The organism is Allokutzneria multivorans (genome assembly GCF_039537405.1).
GTDB lineage: Bacteria > Actinomycetota > Actinomycetes > Mycobacteriales > Pseudonocardiaceae > Allokutzneria > Allokutzneria multivorans.
Genome location: NZ_BAABAL010000018.1, coordinates 254,207 through 268,612, shown reverse-complemented (window position 1 = coordinate 268,612; position 14,406 = coordinate 254,207). Strand labels below are relative to the sequence as shown.

Annotated in this window: 18 protein-coding genes; 10 read left to right on the top strand and 8 right to left on the bottom strand. The window is 70.4% G+C overall.

The features are described 5' to 3' along the window. Positions 1-147 precede the first annotated feature (147 nt). From ABD798_RS25330 to ABD798_RS25315, 4 genes are all read left to right on the top strand, one after another. Entirely contained in the window at positions 148-726 is a 579-nt protein-coding gene (locus ABD798_RS25330) for a type IV toxin-antitoxin system AbiEi family antitoxin domain-containing protein (protein ID WP_344879502.1), read from the top strand. Continuing rightward, positions 723-1,310, top strand: coding sequence for a type IV toxin-antitoxin system AbiEi family antitoxin domain-containing protein (locus ABD798_RS25325; protein WP_344879500.1), 588 nt, complete (start codon positions 723-725; stop codon positions 1,308-1,310). Before ABD798_RS25330 ends, ABD798_RS25325 begins: the two co-directional genes overlap by 4 nt. Next, on the top strand, positions 1,307-1,768 hold the full coding sequence (locus tag ABD798_RS25320; RefSeq protein WP_344879497.1) for a type IV toxin-antitoxin system AbiEi family antitoxin domain-containing protein: 462 nt from the start codon (positions 1,307-1,309) through the stop codon (positions 1,766-1,768). The genes ABD798_RS25325 and ABD798_RS25320 overlap by 4 nt, the downstream gene beginning before the upstream one ends. 74 nt (positions 1,769-1,842) lie before the next feature. After that, on the top strand, positions 1,843-2,262 hold the full coding sequence (locus tag ABD798_RS25315) for a MarR family winged helix-turn-helix transcriptional regulator (RefSeq protein WP_344879494.1): 420 nt from the start codon (positions 1,843-1,845) through the stop codon (positions 2,260-2,262). On the opposite strand, the gene ABD798_RS25310 is transcribed toward ABD798_RS25315, so the two are convergent. The 3 genes from ABD798_RS25310 to ABD798_RS25300 are packed head-to-tail and all read right to left on the bottom strand — an operon-like array spanning position 2,251 to position 4,702. After that, positions 2,251-3,480 carry a sensor histidine kinase gene (locus ABD798_RS25310; protein WP_344879491.1) on the bottom strand — a complete coding sequence of 410 codons (1,230 nt, stop codon included), beginning with the start codon at positions 3,478-3,480 and terminating at the stop codon, positions 2,251-2,253. The two genes, ABD798_RS25315 and ABD798_RS25310, sit on opposite strands and share 12 nt — an antisense overlap. After that, positions 3,477-4,151 carry a two-component system response regulator CseB gene (gene cseB / locus ABD798_RS25305; RefSeq protein ID WP_344879488.1) on the bottom strand — a complete coding sequence of 225 codons (675 nt, stop codon included), beginning with the start codon at positions 4,149-4,151 and terminating at the stop codon, positions 3,477-3,479. Before cseB ends, ABD798_RS25310 begins: the two co-directional genes overlap by 4 nt. Further along, entirely contained in the window at positions 4,148-4,702 is a 555-nt protein-coding gene (locus tag ABD798_RS25300; RefSeq protein ID WP_344879485.1) for a hypothetical protein, read from the bottom strand. The genes cseB and ABD798_RS25300 overlap by 4 nt, the downstream gene beginning before the upstream one ends. Positions 4,703-4,867: 165 nt before the next feature. On the opposite strand from ABD798_RS25300, the gene ABD798_RS25295 reads away from it, so the two are divergent. Together ABD798_RS25295 and ABD798_RS25290 are read left to right on the top strand one after the other, a co-directional pair. Next, complete coding sequence (locus tag ABD798_RS25295) at positions 4,868-6,001, top strand: LCP family protein (RefSeq protein WP_344879482.1); 1,134 nt, start codon at positions 4,868-4,870, stop codon at positions 5,999-6,001. Continuing rightward, positions 5,991-6,386, top strand: a complete 396-nt coding sequence (locus tag ABD798_RS25290; RefSeq protein WP_344879479.1) for a DUF6542 domain-containing protein — start codon at positions 5,991-5,993, stop codon at positions 6,384-6,386. Before ABD798_RS25295 ends, ABD798_RS25290 begins: the two co-directional genes overlap by 11 nt. Here the strand turns inward: ABD798_RS25290 and ABD798_RS25285 are convergent. The 3 genes from ABD798_RS25285 to ABD798_RS25275 all read right to left on the bottom strand — a co-directional run bounded on the left by ABD798_RS25285 (position 6,372) and on the right by ABD798_RS25275 (position 9,197). Next, complete coding sequence (locus ABD798_RS25285; RefSeq protein WP_344879476.1) at positions 6,372-7,286, bottom strand: hypothetical protein; 915 nt, start codon at positions 7,284-7,286, stop codon at positions 6,372-6,374. The genes ABD798_RS25290 and ABD798_RS25285 overlap by 15 nt on opposite strands. A gap of 68 nt (positions 7,287-7,354) precedes the next feature. Then, positions 7,355-8,542 carry a winged helix DNA-binding domain-containing protein gene (locus ABD798_RS25280; RefSeq protein WP_344879473.1) on the bottom strand — a complete coding sequence of 396 codons (1,188 nt, stop codon included), beginning with the start codon at positions 8,540-8,542 and terminating at the stop codon, positions 7,355-7,357. Between the two features lie 49 nt (positions 8,543-8,591). Further along, entirely contained in the window at positions 8,592-9,197 is a 606-nt protein-coding gene (locus ABD798_RS25275) for a TetR/AcrR family transcriptional regulator (RefSeq protein ID WP_344879470.1), read from the bottom strand. Between the two features lie 466 nt (positions 9,198-9,663). On the opposite strand from ABD798_RS25275, the gene ABD798_RS25270 reads away from it, so the two are divergent. Genes ABD798_RS25270 through ABD798_RS25260 form a run of 3 tightly spaced genes read left to right on the top strand, consistent with a single transcriptional unit; the run spans position 9,664 to position 12,578 of the window. Continuing rightward, positions 9,664-10,332 (top strand): HAD family hydrolase, encoded by a 669-nt coding sequence (locus ABD798_RS25270; protein WP_344879467.1) that lies wholly within the window; start codon positions 9,664-9,666, stop codon positions 10,330-10,332. Next, positions 10,329-11,360, top strand: coding sequence for a phosphotransferase family protein (locus ABD798_RS25265; RefSeq protein WP_344879464.1), 1,032 nt, complete (start codon positions 10,329-10,331; stop codon positions 11,358-11,360). The genes ABD798_RS25270 and ABD798_RS25265 overlap by 4 nt, the downstream gene beginning before the upstream one ends. Beyond that, entirely contained in the window at positions 11,361-12,578 is a 1,218-nt protein-coding gene (locus ABD798_RS25260; protein WP_344879460.1) for an acyl-CoA dehydrogenase family protein, read from the top strand. 73 nt (positions 12,579-12,651) lie between these two features. Here ABD798_RS25260 and cspE read toward each other — a convergent pair whose 3' ends face one another. Together cspE and ABD798_RS25250 are read right to left on the bottom strand one after the other, a co-directional pair. Beyond that, positions 12,652-12,858, bottom strand: a complete 207-nt coding sequence (gene cspE / locus ABD798_RS25255) for a transcription antiterminator/RNA stability regulator CspE (protein WP_344879457.1) — start codon at positions 12,856-12,858, stop codon at positions 12,652-12,654. A gap of 405 nt (positions 12,859-13,263) precedes the next feature. After that, positions 13,264-13,533, bottom strand: coding sequence for a helix-turn-helix domain-containing protein (locus tag ABD798_RS25250; RefSeq protein WP_344879454.1), 270 nt, complete (start codon positions 13,531-13,533; stop codon positions 13,264-13,266). 47 nt (positions 13,534-13,580) lie between these two features. Between ABD798_RS25250 and map the strand changes: the two genes are divergently transcribed. Further along, positions 13,581-14,354, top strand: coding sequence for a type I methionyl aminopeptidase (gene map, locus ABD798_RS25245; protein WP_344879451.1), 774 nt, complete (start codon positions 13,581-13,583; stop codon positions 14,352-14,354). Positions 14,355-14,406: the final 52 nt, after the last annotated feature.

Here is a 14,406-nt window from a genome sequence, read left to right as displayed (position 1 = left end):
AGCTGGGCGGCACCTCCAGTTAGGACAGTGTTAACGACGGGTTTCCGCGCGAACACCCCTGAACGGCTGATCAGGACGTGGGCCGTGGTTCTGAGCGGTGGCTGAAGGTCACACCCCGGGAGCGGCTGAGCGGACTTAGGGTTGGGCGTGACCAAGGAACTGAGTCAGCTCGGCGCTCACTTCACCCTGGCCGAGGCCGCCAGGGTGGGGCTGACCGCGAGCGATCTGGGCGACCTCATCGACCAGGGCGAGGTGTTCCAGCGCGAGCCGGGAGAGCGCTACGCCAGGGCGGGCTCGCCCTCGGCGCTGTGGCTGGACATCTGGGACGCCACCACCGCGCTGAAGGGCTCCGTCGCCTGCCTGGAAACCGCGCTCGCCTGGTACGGCCTCGCCCCCGAGATCCCCAAGCGCACGCAGATCGCCGTGCCGCGCGGCAGCGCCACCGAAGCGAACTTCCGGCTTCCGGTCGAGGTGTTCGAGTACGACCCGGACACCTTCGACGTCGGCGCGGGCCTGGTGGAGGTCAACCGGGGCTGCGACGCACCGATCTACACCGACCACCGCGCGGTGGCCGATGTGATCACGCGCCGGGACCTCGTCAGTGAGGAGCGCGCGCGAGAGATCGTGCGCCGCTACAAGCCGCGTGCCGACAGCCACATGACCCACACCGCCCGGCTGCTGGGCGTGGAGAGCCAGGTCGCCGAGTTCCTTGCGAGCACGACGTGAACGACAAGCTGAACGGGCTGTCCGCGTACTTCACCGCAGAGGAGGCAGCGGCTGTCGGGTTGGGCGAAGCTCGGCTGCGGTCTCTCCTCGCCAAGGGCGAGATCGCCAAGCGGGAGGACCTGGACCACTACTACCGGATGGGACACCGGGAGTCGCTGTGGCTGCTCATCCACGACGCCACGGCCTCCGTGTCGGGATCGGTGGCGTGCTTGGGAAGCGCGCTCGCCCGGCACCACCTGACCGACGTGATCCCGAAGCGCGTGCAGATCGCCGTTCCGCGAGGGACTGTCGTGACGAGGCTGCCGTGGTTCCCGGTCGAGGTGGTCGAGTACGACCCACAGACGTTCATGGTCGGCTGGTGCCTGGACGAGGTGAACCGCGGCTGCGACGCGCCGGTGTACTCCGTGGAGCGCACGCTCATCGACGCCATCGTGCGACGTGATCACGTTTGCGAGGACATCGCGAGGGAAGCCGTCCGCCGCTACAAGGCCAATCCTGCGAGCCACCACGAAGAGCTGACCCGGACCGCATTGCAGCTCGGGGTGGAGCGCCATGTCTCGGAGTTCATGGTGGGCACGACATGAGCTGGAGCGGGACGTCACTGGGGATGCGCATCTACCGCGCCGCGGGCGGCGTGCCGGGATCGGTGGTCTGCCTGGGAACCGCGCTCGCCTGGCACCACCTGGCCGACGCGGTCCCCAGGCGGGTGCAGCTCGCGGTGCCCCGTGGCAGCGAACCGCGAAGACGGCTCAGCATCTCGTTCCAGGTGATCGAGTACGACCCGGAGACCTTCACTGTCGGCGTCAGCCACGCGGAGCCGCTCCGGGGGGCCGACACACTGGTCACCGGCGTGGAACGGACGCTGGTCGACGCGATCGTGCGCCGAGACCACGTCCGCGAAGCCGTCGCGCGGGAGGCGGTGCGGCGCTACAGGACGAGATCGAGGAAGTGGACATCGGCCGACCGGGCGATGCTGTTCCAGGTGGCGCGGATGGTCGGCGTCGAGGAACGGGTGACGGAGTTCTTCGAGAGCACGATCTGAGCACAGTCCACAGTGGAGACAGGGGAGTGCGAACCCGGTGCGAGCACCTGAGCTGAGCCCAATACCCTTGGCGGATGCGCAGGAACACCAAGGCGGGGGAACGCGCCGTCATGCTGGGCGCCCTGGTCGCCTCAGTGGCAAGGGACGTCATCGTGGAGTCCGAGTGCGGGCTCACCGAGTCCGAGGTGCGGCTGCTGTGGATGGTCGACCCCACGGCACCTCCGAAGATCATCGGCGAGTACGCCGAGCTGATGCGCTTCGACCGGGGCTCGCTGAGCCTGATCGGCGGCAAGCTGGAGCGCATGGGCCTCGCCGAGCGCGTGCCCTTCCCGGGCGACCGGCGCTTCCGCACGCTGAAGCTGACCACGGCCGGGCGCAGGCTCCGCACCCGCCTGATCAAGAGCGCCGCGGCGCTGCTGCCGCTGGAGGCCTTGACCGCCAAGGAGCAGGAGCGCCTGGTCACCCTGTTGACCAAGGTCCTCTCAGCCGTCTGAGGGCAGCTCCAGCGTGACGACCGCGCCGTCCCCTGCGTCGGCGTTGGCGAAGCGCAGCTCTCCGCCGAGCACGCGCGCCTGCGCGACCGCGATCGTCAGCCCGAGCCCGTGCCCGCCGCCGCGGTCGCTGCTGCCCGTGCGGAACCGGCTCGGCCCGTCGCGCAGCAGCTCCGCGGAGAAGCCGGGCCCGTGGTCGCGCACGCGCAGCACGGCTCCGTCGACCTCGACGATCACCGGCGGCTTGCCGTGCTTGCGGGCGTTGAGGAGCAGGTTCACCAAGACGCGCTCCAGCCGCCGGGGATCGGTGCGCACGGGCTCCTGCCCCGCGACCACCACCTCAGCCTCTGGCAGGATCGCCGCGACCCGACGCCGGACGAAGTCGCCGAGCACCAACTCGGTCAGCTCCGCGCGCTCGGTCGCGGTGTCCAGGCGGGCGACTTCGAGGATGTCCTCGACCAGCCCGCGCAGCACGCGCACCCGATCGCGCACCATCTCCGCCGGGCGCCCCGCAGGCAGCAACTCCGCCGCAGTCACCAAGCCGGTCACCGGAGTGCGCAGCTCGTGGGCGATGTCGGCGGTCACGCGCCGCTCCGCGACCAGCCGCTCCTGCAACGCGTCGGCCATCGCGTCGACCGCGCGCGCGAGGTCGCTGGTCTCGTCCTGCGGCCGGTCACCGATCGCGTCGTGCACGCGAACGTCCTTCTCGCCGTCCGCGACGTGCCGAGCCGCCACCGCCGCCAGCCGGAGTCGTCGGGACAACCGCGCGCCGAGCACCACGCCGAGCAGCGTGCCGACCCCGACCACCGCCGCCGAGCTGAGCAGCAGGACCTCGTCGAGATCGGCGAGCGCGGTGTCCCGGTCCTGGTAGGAGCTGCGCAGCGAGAGCACCTTGCCGTCGATCTCCGCCGCCGCCCAGATCACCGAGCCGCCCGGAGTGCGCTCCAGGTAGGTGGCGCGCTGACCGCCGCGCACGGCCTGCAACAGCTCGGCGGGCACGTCGGGGGAGTCCAGCGTGCTGCCCAGCACCGCCTGCCCGGTCCGCGCGTAGTCGCGCAGCACCAGCTGGATGCGCTCGTCCTGCAACCGCCGCGCGTCATCGACCTGCATGCTGATGAACTCCGTGCGCACCAAGACGCTCAGCGCGATCGCGACCAGCGCGCTGACCACGGCGATCACCGCGCTCAGCCGCCACCGCAGCGTGGTGGGGAACAGCCTCACGGAGCGCTCTTGAGCTTGTAGCCGAAGCCCCGCACGGTCTCGATCCGATCCTGGCCGATCTTCGCCCGCAGCCGCTGCACGTGCACGTCCACCACGCGCGAGTCGCCGCCCCACTGGTAGTCCCACACCTGCTCCAGCAGGACCTCGCGGGTCAGCACGTTGCCGGGGGACTCGGCGAAGCACAGCAGCAGCCGCAGCTCCGTCGGCGTCAGCTCCAGCCGCCGCCCCGCGCGCCGCACCTCCAAACCGTCCTTCTCGATCTCCAGATCACCGAAGGACAGCTGCTTCGCCGAAGGCTGCTCAGCCCGGCCCATCCTGCGCACCACCGCCCGGATGCGCGCCACCAGAACGGTGCTGTCGAAGGGCTTGGTCACGTAGTCGTCCGCGCCCGCCTCCAGGCCCAGCACCACGTCCACGGGGTCCGCCCGCGCGGAGAGCATGATCACCGGAGTCGGGCTCTCGTCGCGGATCTGCCTGCACAGGCTCACCCCGTTGATGCCCGGCAGCATGATGTCCAGCAGCGCCACGTCCGGCCGCTGCGCGCGGAAGGCGGCCAGACCCGCGATCCCGTCCTCGGCCACGGTCACCCGGAAGCCGTCGCGCTCCAGGCTGAGCTGCGTGGCCTCGCGGATCACGTCGTCGTCCTCGACGAGCAACACGTGCGTGGTCATCGGCCCGCCTTCACGAACGCGGTCCCGTTCCACGAGTACACGGTCGTCTCCTCACCGCTGGGACAGCACGAACGATCACCCGCGCGGTACCGGCCGCGCACCAGGACCAGGCCGGAGCCGGGGTCGGGCTGCATGACCACACCGGACTCCTCGACGGCGAACAGCTGCGCGGGCGGCTGCCCCGGTGGCAACGCGTAGACGTAGGCGGCCCGGTTGTAGCCGTAGGCGGTGTAGGTGACCGCACGGCACTCCTGCACGTTGAGCACGACCTCGCTGACGCCGTCCCCGGTCACGTCGACGTAGCGGCTGTCGACCGGGTAGCGGCCGCTCTCGCACGGGCTCAGCATGAGTTTGATCTTCTCGTTGACCTTCGGGTCGCCGCGCAGCAGGCCCACCACGTCCACGGTGACCGGCTGCCCCGCGATCGTGGTCGGCACCGGGCGCTCGACCTCGGCGGCCCTGCCCTCCACCCGCACCCCGCTCGGGGCGGCGCACCCCGCCAGCGCGGCGATCAGGGCCGCGCAGCCGAGCACCGTTCTCGCCGTCCGCACTCCACCATTCTGCCCATGCCCGAGTGACCGCCCTCACCGGAACGCGCCGTCGACGTGCGCTGTTACCCAGCCGAGGGCCAGGTGCCGGAGGACTGTTACACGACTGAGGGGAAGCGGCCGGAAAGCGTCCATAGCGTCGAGGACGAGCGAGCCGAGGGGACGATCATGGAGCAGGTACGACAGCCGCGACGGGTGCTGGCCGGGGTGGGCAGGGCCGTCGTCGTGCTGGTGTCGGCGACCGCGCTGGGGGCGAGCGCCCTCGGCTGGACCGCCTATCGCGGAGTCACCGTAGCGGTCACCACCGATGACGTGATCGCCGCCCCCGCGACTCCGCCGAGCCGGGAGAAGGCCGCCGCCGCCGACACCACGTTCCTGCTGGTCGGAGTGGACAGCAGAACCGACGCGCAGGGCCGCCCGCTGTCCAGGGAGATCCTCGACGAGCTCCAGGCGGGCAACCCCAGCGGCGAGCAGAACACCGACACGATGATCGTCGTGCACGTGCCCGCCGATCCCACCAAGAAGGCGTTCGCCGTGTCGTTGCCGCGCGACTCCTACGTCGACATCGCGGGCGGCTACGGCAAGCACAAGCTGAACTCGGCCTACTCCAGGGCGAAGAACGCCAACGGCGGCAGCGCCACGGCGGGCAGGCGCAACCTGATCGAGACGGTGAACAACCTGACCGGGTTGCGCGTGAACCACTACGCCGAGATCAACATGTACGCGTTCAGCCAGATCACCAAGGCGGTCGGCGGCGTGCCGATCTGCCTGAACAAGGCGGTCAAGGACAACTACTCCGGCGCCGACTTCCCGCAGGGCGAGCAGGTTCTCCAGGGAGCCGACGCGCTGAAGTTCGTCCGCCAGCGCCACGGCCTGCCCAGGGGGGACCTGGACCGGGTGCGCCGCCAGCAGGCGTTCCTGGCCGGGCTCGCCTCGCGGGTGCTGTCGGCGGGCACGCTGACCGATCCCGGTAAGGTCACCGCGCTGCTCGACGCGATCAAGACCTCGGTCGTGCTGGACCAGAACTGGAACCTGCTCAGCCTCGCCGAGCAGGTGCAGGGCCTCAGCGGCGGCCGGATCGAGTTCCACACGATCCCGACGCTGCGCTCGGACCTGGCCACGCCCGCCGACGGCACCGCGGTCGAGGTGAACCCCAAGCAGGTCAAGGCCTTCGTCCAGGACCTGCTCACCGCGGTCCCGGCACCGCCGGTCCAGATGCGCCAGGGCCTCGGCTCCGGCACGGTGGCGCCCGAGCAGCACCAAGAGACGATCACCGCGAACGGAGTGCACTGTGTCAACTGATCGGCTTCGCCGGGGGTCACCTGATCGGCCTCAGGCCCACCGCCGGGGACTGCCGTGGTGGGCGGTGGCGCTGGCCGGGATCGCGGTCACCGGCGCCGGAATGGCCCTCGGCGAGACCTACTTCCCGTTCGCCCTCGCGGGCGGGTGCGTGGTGGCCGCGCTGCTGGCCGATCGCTCCGCCCTGTTCACCGCCGCCGTGCAGCCGCCGCTGATCGCGCTCGCCGTGCTCGGCGCCGCCGCCCTGTTCAGCGGGTCGCTGCTGCGCTCGGCCTCGGTCTTCGCGTCGGTGTTCCCGATCCTGGCGGCCACCACCGGCGGCGTGGTGCTGATCGTGCTCGTCCGCGTGCTGCTCAACCGCAGGAAGACCGGCTCAGACGCCCAGTAGCTCGGTCTCGGCGCGGCGAAGGCGGGTGGTCCGCCACCCCAGCGCGACCGCGCCGGCAACCAGCAGCGGAGGTCCGGCCAGCAGCACCACCGCCGCGCCGATGTCGATGCCCGTCCCACCGGCGGTGAGGACCCGGCCGAAACCGCCGAGCAGCCCGCCGAGCAGGAACGCGCCGAAGAACTGCGCGAGCCAGCGGCCCCGGTCCGGCGTGATGGCGGTGACCAGCAGCGTCGCCGCGGCCAACGCCAGCGCCACGCTGCCGAACAGCACATCGATCGCCGGGCTCATCGAGACGTACGGCAGCGGGTGCACCAGGTAGTCCAGGTCGATCCCGGGCTCCGGCGTGACGCTCAGGTCGCCGACGAGCCACCACGCCGCGACCGCTCCGCAGGCCAGCAGGTGGGCTTGAGCGCGCATCGGCACCCGCGCGGGGTGGCGATCCGCGACGGACTCCGGGTCGCGGATCAGCAGCCAGGTCCGCCGCACGAGCACGAACGTGACGAACAGGATCGTCGGCAACTCGATCACCGCCACGAAGAGCGCGCCCATGTTCAGCCAGACCCCGCCCGCCGCGATGATCCGCCCCGCGTGGCCCAGGTAGCCGCCGATCGCCAGCGCGACGAGCAGCAGCGGGTACCACCGCCGGTCCAGCTCGGGCGTGGTGAGCACCTCCACCAGCAGCGCCGCGACCAGCAGCAGCGCGCCGAAGGCCAGCACCATGTCGATGATCGGATTGCTGGTCAACGGCCTGACCAGGTAGTCCATCCGGATCCCGACGGGGAGCCCTGTGGACTTCTCGCCGGTCAACGCCCAGCCCGCGACCACCCCTGCGACCAGGAGGAGGAGCTGGACCCGCAGGGGCGCCCCGCGCACCCCGGCGGGACGGCCGTAGTCGTTCATGGTCACAGCGTGGCGCTTGAACGGTCCAGAAGGCCAGGGGACTATAGATTTTTTAGCGAGAGAATTCGTTATTCGGAGGCGATCTCGCGTTCGAGCGGAGTTCGGAAGCGCGGTGTGAATCGGACCTCGCCGATCCACGTCCGCAGGCGTTCCACCTCAATGTCCACCGCTTTCACCACCGCGCGCGGCTGCTTGCCGAACAGCCGGACGCCGATCGTGCCGTCCTTGCGCTGAGCCCAACCGCCGATCACCTGGCCGTCGCGCCACACGGTCGGCCCAACATTGCCGGTGGAGTCGAACAGCGCAGCTCGGTGGGCTTGCGGCAAATACCAGTCACGGTGCTTCCACCCCATTGGTGTGGGGTCCAGCGCGGGCAACAACGCGACCCACGTTTCAGTTTCCACCTCAGCTGAATCGCCGGCCAGCAGGAAACCTTCGACTGTGTTATCGCTCGACCCCGCAAGCGGGTCATCGGTCTCCACAATGACTGCCTCCGCCCCAGCAGCGTGAAGCGCTTTGCGCGTATCTCCGAGTCCCCATCCGGTCCACCACTTGATGTCTTCCAGCGTTGCGGGACCGAAGCGCTCCAGCCACCGGCGCACCAGCTCCGCCCTGGCCTCGGCGGCGGGCGGCTCGGGCGGTCGCGGCGGCGCGAGCGTCCACCCGAACTGGTTGCTGGTCCACGACCCGCGCGGAGCCGTCCTGCGGATCGCGCCGTCCACCGCCAGCACCCGCAGCACGCGTGAGCACACGTTCTGCACCGCCTCGTAGGGCTTCCCGGCCGCGACGACCACCTTCTCCCGCAGCTCGGGAACGGCCGCCGAGAGCTCCGCCGCCGTCGCCTGGCCGCGCTCAGCGAGCACGTCGAGCACCGCGCCGTGCGCCCGCGACAACCACTTCTCGTCCCAGCCGCCGCCCTCGTGCAGGTACTTCACCAGCAGTGTCCGCTCTCGCGCCGCGATGGTCCGCGCCGTCGAGGACCACACCGCCGGTGCCACGTCGGCCGACACCACGAACATGGTGCGGCGCATGCACAACAGCCGTTCCATGTCTTCGAAGAGGTGCTCGGTCAGCACCCGGAGATCCGGCGAGCGCATCCGTGCCCAAGCGGAGAGGAACACCGTCGCCGGGTCGGTCGCGTGCAGGGCGAGCACGGCATCGGCCACCTCGACGACCGAGTCCACCCGCCGCGACGGGGCCAAGAGGTGCCGGGCGCCGATCAGGGCGCGGCGCTGCGGGGCGGTGATCTTTCGCATCACGCGTCCATCTTCGGCGCGGGAGCCGCTCAGCGCTTGAACGAACGCGTCACTCCGGCGGCCCGAACACGCTGTCCACGTGGTACTCCGCGATCCGCGCCGCGTCGTCCTTGTTCATCGAGCCCAGCACGACCGCTGCGCGCAACCCGTCCGCGACCGCGAGGAAGACCCCCGCCTCGCGGTGCGGATCGCGCTCCTCCGGGAAGCCGCCCATCGCCTGGAGCTCGGCGAACTGCGCCGCGAGCGACCCAAGGGATTCGGCGTAGATCCGCTGGTTGATCTCGGCGAGCCGGGGGGCCACGTGCGAGCGGGAGTCGAAGGCGATGATCACCCGTGCCTCCTCGACGCTCTCCTCGTCCATCGGCAGGCCCGCGACGGCGATCGCCCGGAACAACCCGCTGATCGAGGTCGGCGGCAGCAGCGGCTCCAACCGGGTGCGGATGCGCTCGCGCGCGCTCTCCACGATCCGCTCCAGCGCGAAGACGAGCATGTCGTCCTTGGTCTTGAAGTAGTGCTGGACCGAGCCCATGGACACCCCGGCCTCGCGCGCCACGTCGCGCAGGCTGACCGCTTCGAGGCCGTCCCTGCTGGTGATCCGCAGCACGGCCTCGGCGATGTGCCGCCTCCGCTGCTCGTGATCGACCTGCTTGGGCACGCGAGCACCACACTTCCCGACGGCGACGTCTTCCGCCAGCCATAATAATGCAGTCGCATTGGAACGTCGCGCAGCGCCGCCCGGCGAGTCGCCGAGACCCTACAACCCGGACCGCTGAGTCCACAAAGGACTGTCCACCGCTGTCCACCGTTCCGACGACACCGTCAACCCCCGCGCACGCGGCTCACCGATGGTTCACCAGTCTTCAAGACCCGCAAACCCTTGACCCCCACCAAGGTCGGCCACCGTTGAAGCCCCTCCGACGCGGGGTTCGCGGTAGTTGAAGACCCTCCAACCCTCGGCCTGGCCCAGGTAGGGCGCACTTAACGACCTCCAAGCCGGAGGTTCACCAGTCTTCAAGTACTACGAACCCCGGCTGGAGGTGTCCGCAACCGCGGCAAACCTCGGCGGGGCGAGGCGGCGGGCGGGGTGTCGGAGTGGGCTACTGGTCGGTAATGTCGCGGGAATGGTCGTCGAAGATCCAGTGCGCGCGCTCGTTGTCGACTACGGCGGGGTGCTCACCACGCCGATCGGCCCCTCATTCGCCACCTGGATGGCCGAGGACGGCATCGACCCCGCGACCTACGGCGAGATGCTGCGCGACTGGCTCGGTCGCGACGCGCCCCCGGACTCGCCGGTGCACCGGCTGGAGCGCGGGGAGCTGGACGTCGCGGAGTTCAACCGCCTCCTCGCCGCCCGACTGACCACAGTGGACGGACGAGAGATCGTGCCGGAAGGCTTGCTGGACAGGGCTTTCGCGACAGTTCACGCGGACGCCGACATGCTGGACCTGCTCAGGGCGGCGCGCGCGGCGGGACTGCGCACCGCGTTGCTGTCCAACAGCTGGGGCAACAGCTACCCGATGGACGTGCTCGCGCCGCTCTTCGACGAGCTGGTGATCAGCGGCGAGGTCGGCATGCGCAAGCCGGAGGCGCGCATCTACCACCTCACCGCCGACCGGCTCGGCCTGCCGCCGCGGCACTGCCTGTTCCTCGACGACGCGCAGCCCAACGTGGACGGCGCGCTCCTGGCGGGCATGCAAGCGTTGCTGCACAAGGACTCCGCCGTCACCATCCCCGCCGTCGCCGGGCTCGTCCCTGCGCTGGCCGACGAACTGCGAGAAGGAGCGTCGTGAGTCGACTACCGGGACTCGACCTGGCCGCGGCCGAGTCGTACCTGAGCCGCGAACGGCCCGGGCTGCTCACCGGCCCGCTCAGCGCGGAGCTGATCGCGGGCGGCAGGTCCAACCTGACCTACCTGCTCACCGACGCGGGCGGCACCGAGTGGGTGTTGCGCAGGCCTCCGCTGGGCCACGTCCTCGCCACCGCGCACGACATGGCCAGGGAGTACCGGGTGATCTCCGCGCTCGGCCAGACCCCCGTGCCGGTGCCGCGCGCGGAGCTGCTGTGCTCCGATCCCGAGGTGCTCGGCGCGCCGTTCTACCTGATGGAGCGCGCGCCGGGCGTCGTGCTGCGGCGCAGGGTACAGGCCGCGGCGCTGGGCGAGGACGGCGCGCACCGGCTCTCCGAGCAGCTCATCGACGTGCTGGCCGACCTGCACGAGGTCGACCCGGCGTCGGTGGGGCTGGGCGACTTCGGGCGGCCCGAGGGCTTCATGGCCCGGCAGCTCGCGCGCTGGCGCAAGCAGCTCGACGTCTCGCGCAGCCGCCCGGCGCCGGAGCTGGACGAGCTGAGCGAGCGCCTCGGAGCCGACGTCCCGGACAGCGGGCGCGCGGCGATCGTGCACGGCGACTACCGGCTGGACAACGTGCTGGTGGACACGACCGCCGGCGCGCGCATCAGCGCCGTCCTGGACTGGGAGATGGCCACGCTCGGCGACCCGCTGGCCGACCTGGGCCTGCTGGTCGTCTACTGGGAGCGGCTCGCCGGGATCGGTGACGCGATCGCGGACAGCTTCGCGGACGTGCCGGGCTTCCCGTCGGCGGCGGAGCTGATCGCGCGCTACACCGCCCGTCGCGACGTCGACCCGGCCGAGCTGCCGTGGTACGTCGCCTTCGGCCACTTCAAGCTCGGTGTGATCGTCGAGGGCATCCACTACCGGCACACCCAGGGCAAGACCGTGGGAGCCGGGTTCGAACTGCTGGGACAGATGGTCGGGCCGCTGGCCAAGGGCGGCGTCGCCGCGCTGGAGGGGGAACTGTAGATGGACTTCGCCACCGACGAGACCACCCGGGAGCACCAGGCCCGGCTGACCGCGTTCATGGACGAGCACGTGTACCCGGCCGAGGCCGCGCACCACGAGCAGCTGGCCGCCGAGCCGGACCGCTGGTCGGCGCCGCCGCTCATGGAGGGGCTCAAGGCCGAGGCGCGCAAGGCCGGGCTGTGGAACCTGTTCCTGCCCGACGCGCGGCACGGCGCCGGGCTGACCAACCTCCAGTACGCGCCGCTCGCGGAGATCACCGGCCGCAGTCCCGCCATCGCCCCCGAAGCGCTCAACTGCGCGGCGCCGGACACCGGCAACATGGAGCTGCTCGCCGAGTTCGGCAGCGAGGAGCAGCAGGACCGCTGGCTCAAGCCGTTGCTGGAGGGCGAGATCCGCTCGGCGTTCTGCATGACCGAGCCCGACGTGGCCTCCTCCGACGCCAGCAACATCGCCACCCGCATCGAGCGCGACGGCGACCACTACGTGATCAACGGCCGCAAGTGGTGGTCCTCGGGGGCGATGAACCCGAACTGCGCGATCTTCATCGTGATGGGGCAGACCGACCCCGATGCCGAGCGGCACCAGCGGCAGAGCATGGTGCTCGTGCCGAGGGACACCCCCGGCGTGCACGTCAAGCGGGGGATGACGGTGTTCGGCTACACCGACTCGGCGCACGGCGGGCACGCGGAGATCGAGTTCCGCGACGTGCGCGTGCCGGTCGCCAACGTGGTCGGCGGGCAGGGCAAGGGCTTCGCGATCGCGCAGGCCCGCCTCGGCCCCGGCCGCATCCACCACTGCATGCGGCTGATCGGGATGGCCGAGCGCGCGCTGGAGCTGCTGTGCCGCCGCGCCGTGGACCGGGTCGCCTTCGGCAAGCCCCTGGCGGACCAGGGCGTCGTGCAGGAGTGGATCGCCGAGTCCCGCGTGCGCATCGAGCAGGCTCGGCTGCTGGTGCTCAAGACGGCGTGGCTGATGGACACCGTGGGCAACCGGGGCGCGCACACCGAGATCCAGGCCATCAAGATCGCCACGCCGCAGATGGCCGAGTGGGTGATCGACAAGGCGATCCAGGCCCACGGCGGCGCCGGGATCAGCCAGGACTTCCCGCTGGCCCAGCTGTGGGTGCAGGCGCGGCTGCTGCGCTTCGCCGACGGCCCGGACGAGGTGCACCGCATGTCGCTGGCGCGGCGCGAGCTCAAGCCCTACCGGGCGCGGTAGGCGGGCGCGAAAACGGCCCCCCGGCTCAGCTGAGCCGGGGGGCCGTTCGGTGAAGCTTCAGGTACCCGAATCCTTAGACCGGGCGGACCTGCTGGGCCTGCGGGCCCTTCTGGCCCTGGCCGATCTCGAACTCGACCCGCTGGTTCTCCTCCAGGCTGCGGTAGCCGCTGGTCTGGATCTCCGAGTAGTGCACGAAGACGTCAGCGCCGCCGTTGTCCGGGGTGATGAAGCCGAAGCCCTTTTCGGAGTTGAACCACTTCACGGTGCCCTGCGTTGCCATTTACTGATCTCCTCGACAGGTGCCGGGGTAGGGGGTCGCGGTCGCGACCTCCTGGTCGGTACTGCACGCGACTTCTCCGGCCGAACCTGGAGAAAACAACGCCCGCATGTTCCGTTCCGCGAGCTTGAACCACACGAAACTTACGACCGCGCAGAGTCAATCACGAAGTCGGCTCATGAGCCACCGCTTCCTGACGGAATCCGTGCGCCGCTCTGTGGGCGGTCGGCGGCAGAACCGTCCCAAGAGGCCGGTGAGCTGGGGGATTCCCCTGCCGCACAGGCGATAGCGGATCTCGGTCCTGGTAACGATCATCACCCGGACGGCCGCACCCAGGGGCTGGGACGGCTTCTCGCGGCGTGTCGCACCGTGATGTTCTTGTGACGAAAAACCGGCCGAGTCGCGTCCTCAGGATGATCTGGCCAACGGTTCCTCCGCGACCTCGACCGCGCGCAGCAGGGCGTCCATGGACAGCCCGAGCGCCTCCGCGAGTGAAGCCACTGTGAAGAAGGCCGGGGTCGGGATGCGTCCCGTCTCGATCTTGCGCAGCGTCTCCGTCGAGATGCCCGCGCGCAGGGCGATCTCGACCATGCTCCGCCCGGCCCGCGCCTCCCGCAGCGCCCGGCCCAGCCGCACGCCGCGCTCCCGCTCCGACTCGCTCAACGGCACTCGCACCATGCTGTGATAGTAATACCGGTATAGTTATCCCACTTGGAAGGTGTGCCGTGATCGAGCTGAAGACCCCCGGGGAGATCGAGGCGATGCGCGAGGCGGGCCGCGTCGTCGCCACCACCCTCGCCGCCGTGCGCGAGGCCGCCCGCCCCGGCGTGTCCCTGCTGGAGCTGAACGAGGTCGCCGCGACCGTGATCGCCGAGGCGGGCGCGAAACCGGCGTTCCTGGGCTACCACCCGGACTGGGCGCCGAGCCCGTTCCCGGGTGTCATCTGCACGAGCGTGAACGACGCGATCGTGCACGGAGTGCCAGGGCGGTCGGTGCTCGGCGACGGGGACCTGGTCAGCATCGACTCGGCCGTCGTGCTGGACGGCTGGTGCGGAGATGCCGCCGTGAGTTTCGTGGTGGGCTCGGGCTTGGCGTCCGTGGCGGATCTTGCGGTGATCTCGGCGACCGAGCGGGCGTTGGCTGCTGGGATCGCGCAGGCGGTTCCGGGGAATCGGCTGGGGGATATCGCGCACGCTATTGGTGTGGTGGCGCGGGCTGAGGGTTACGGGATCATGGAGGGATACGGGGGGCATGGGATCGGGCGGACCATGCATGAGTCGCCGCATGTGGCGAATGAGGGTCGGGCGGGGAGGGGGATGGTATTGCGGCCCGGGTTGACGTTGGCTGTGGAGCCGATGTTCACGGGTGGGGGACTGGATTCTTATCGGACGGATGCGGATGGGTGGACTTTGCGGACCGTGGACGGGTCTCGGGCTGCGCATTCTGAGCACACGATTGCGGTTACTGGTGATGGGGTTGTGGTTTTGACTGCTTTGTAGCTCTTTGGGTGCGGGGTGCGGTTGGTCTGCCCGGTCGGGTTGGGTGCGTGGG

Excerpts from the sequence above, each read along its gene's own strand:
- ABD798_RS25320 (WP_344879497.1), top strand. The coding sequence starts at position 1,307 with ATGAGCTGGAGCGGGACGTCACTGGGGATGCGCATCTACCGCGCCGCG.
- ABD798_RS25315 (WP_344879494.1), top strand. The coding sequence starts at position 1,843 with ATGCGCAGGAACACCAAGGCGGGGGAACGCGCCGTCATGCTGGGCGCC.
- cseB (WP_344879488.1), bottom strand. The coding sequence starts at position 4,151 with ATGACCACGCACGTGTTGCTCGTCGAGGACGACGACGTGATCCGCGAG.
- ABD798_RS25295 (WP_344879482.1), top strand. The coding sequence starts at position 4,868 with ATGGAGCAGGTACGACAGCCGCGACGGGTGCTGGCCGGGGTGGGCAGG.
- ABD798_RS25285 (WP_344879476.1), bottom strand. The coding sequence starts at position 7,286 with ATGAACGACTACGGCCGTCCCGCCGGGGTGCGCGGGGCGCCCCTGCGG.
- ABD798_RS25280 (WP_344879473.1), bottom strand. The coding sequence starts at position 8,542 with ATGCGAAAGATCACCGCCCCGCAGCGCCGCGCCCTGATCGGCGCCCGG.
- ABD798_RS25270 (WP_344879467.1), top strand. The coding sequence starts at position 9,664 with ATGGTCGTCGAAGATCCAGTGCGCGCGCTCGTTGTCGACTACGGCGGG.
- ABD798_RS25260 (WP_344879460.1), top strand. The coding sequence starts at position 11,361 with ATGGACTTCGCCACCGACGAGACCACCCGGGAGCACCAGGCCCGGCTG.
- cspE (WP_344879457.1), bottom strand. The coding sequence starts at position 12,858 with ATGGCAACGCAGGGCACCGTGAAGTGGTTCAACTCCGAAAAGGGCTTC.
- ABD798_RS25250 (WP_344879454.1), bottom strand. The coding sequence starts at position 13,533 with ATGGTGCGAGTGCCGTTGAGCGAGTCGGAGCGGGAGCGCGGCGTGCGG.